Genomic DNA, 1,936 nt, shown 5'->3' with positions numbered 1-1,936 from the left:
AGGCTCCCCAACAAAAAAGCCCTCCAGCTATCCAGCTCGAGGGCTTTTTTACTTCCTAACGGTGATTGCGACTCGCCACCCCTGATGATGAAAGAAACTACGGGGCGGAAGGCAGCGGGAAGAGGTCGTGCAATTTTTTGGTGGCTCGACCCCGCAACCTAACGTGACCCGCCGAACTGACTCGCTCCCGGGATCTGTAAATTGAGGAGTTAGCCCGGGAAGATCGTGTCCACTTAAAAGACAGGGTGGGAATACTCTGGGTTCGTCCCTCCGGCGCTTCGCTCGTCAACGCGGGTAAAATTCCGTGGTCTTCCACGTTCTTGAGTGAGGTTCCCATGAAGTCGCTGAAATCTTTGGTGGTTGCACTTGCCGTGGCCGTTTTCCTGGCGCCGGCCGCCGTTCTTGCGGAAAAGGGGGGCAAGCATGAAAAAGAGAAGGGGCCGGGCAACAAGGGGCGTCCCGAACGTGTCGAGCGTGTCGAATCGCGGCACGATGGCCGCGCCTCCGCTCCGTCGAAAAACGACCGCAAGCGTGTCGAGTTTCGCTTTGGCGAGCAGGAACGGTACGTCGTGCGGGATTACTACGGCGCACAGGCAAAAGGCGGGAAGTGTCCGCCCGGGCTGGCAAAGAAGGGCAACGGCTGTATGCCGCCGGGCCAGGCCAAGAAATGGGCGATGGGGCAGCCGCTGCCGCGCGATGTCGTCTATCACGATCTGCCACATGATCTGCTCGTCCGCTTGCCGGTGCCTCCCGTCGGGCACCGTTATGTGCAGGTAGCCGGCGACGTGCTGATGATTGCCGTCGGTAGCTCGATGGTCGTCGACGCGATTCAGGACATCCTGCGATAAAGCGTTCGTACTGACGGATGGCAGCCTGTCGCGCAGGCGTGTCATCCGTTCACCGCGTTCGCGCGTTAGAAAGATTCCGTCCCTCCCTCGTGTTGATCTCGTTTTCCCGTGAATATCAAGAATCTCTCCGGTTTCCTCCTGTTTCCCGTGGCGTTGCTGATCTTCGCCATTTCCGATGCCACCGCGAAGTACATGTCTGCCTACTTTGCCGTTCCGTTGCTGGTCTGGGTGCGTTACGTGACGCAATTGGTGTTCATGCTGGCGACCGTGGCGCCCGGCATGGGGCGGGAAATCGTGGCGACGTCGCGGCCGGGGATGATGATCCTGCGCGGGAGCATGCAGGTGGCCAGCACGATGCTCGGCCTGCTGGCGTTCCGTACCCTGCCGCTGGCCGAGACGACCGCGCTGGTGTTCATTACCCCCTTGCTGGTGGCGCTGCTGGCCGGGCCAATGCTTGGCGAGAAAATCCGTTTGCGCAGCTGGTTGTCGACGGTGGCGGGGTTGGCCGGGGTGTTGCTGATTGCCCGCCCGAGCGGTTACATGGACGGAATCGGCGTGGTCTATGCGCTCGGTGCGGCGCTCTGTTATTCGCTCTACCAGATTCTGACACGCAAGCTTGCCGCCACCGAACCGCCGATGCGCCAGCTGTTCTATCTGGCGCTGGTCGGGACGTTCATCATGTCGCTGTTCCTGCCGATGTTCTGGACCGACACGGTGCCGACGCTGAAACAGGCGGTGCTGATCCTCTCGCTGGGGATGTACGGCGGTGCCGGGCATTTCCTGCTGATACGCGCTTTTCACGAATCGCCGGCATCGCGCCTGGCGCCGATGTTGTACCTCCAGATCGTTTGGGCCATGCTGCTCGGCTGGATGGTTTTCGGTCACTTCCCTGACCGGATGTCGATCGTCGGCATGCTGATCATCGGTATGGCCGGCTTGAGCCTCGTTTTCGGGAATAATCGTACGGCTCGCGTCTGAATCTTTCCTTCCCCTAATCGGCATAGGGGGCAGCCCTTATAGGCTGCGCCCCTGCCACACCACCCGGCATGCGGGTCCGCACCGGGCGGTTCGAGAAGTTGAGGTCATGA

2 protein-coding genes are annotated in these 1,936 nt (G+C 60.8%); both read left to right on the top strand.

The window, feature by feature from the left end:
• The first annotated feature begins 335 nt into the window (after positions 1–335).
• Positions 336–848: a hypothetical protein gene (locus BO74_RS15625; RefSeq protein ID WP_496443388.1), complete on the top strand. Its 513-nt coding sequence runs from the start codon at positions 336–338 to the stop codon at positions 846–848.
• A gap of 108 nt (positions 849–956) precedes the next feature.
• Positions 957–1,826, top strand: a complete 870-nt coding sequence (locus tag BO74_RS15620) for a DMT family transporter (protein ID WP_496443386.1) — start codon at positions 957–959, stop codon at positions 1,824–1,826.
• Positions 1,827–1,936 lie beyond the last annotated feature (110 nt).

This window comes from Propionivibrio pelophilus DSM 12018 (assembly GCF_059569095.1).
This window is presented reverse-complemented; position numbering and strand designations above follow the sequence as displayed.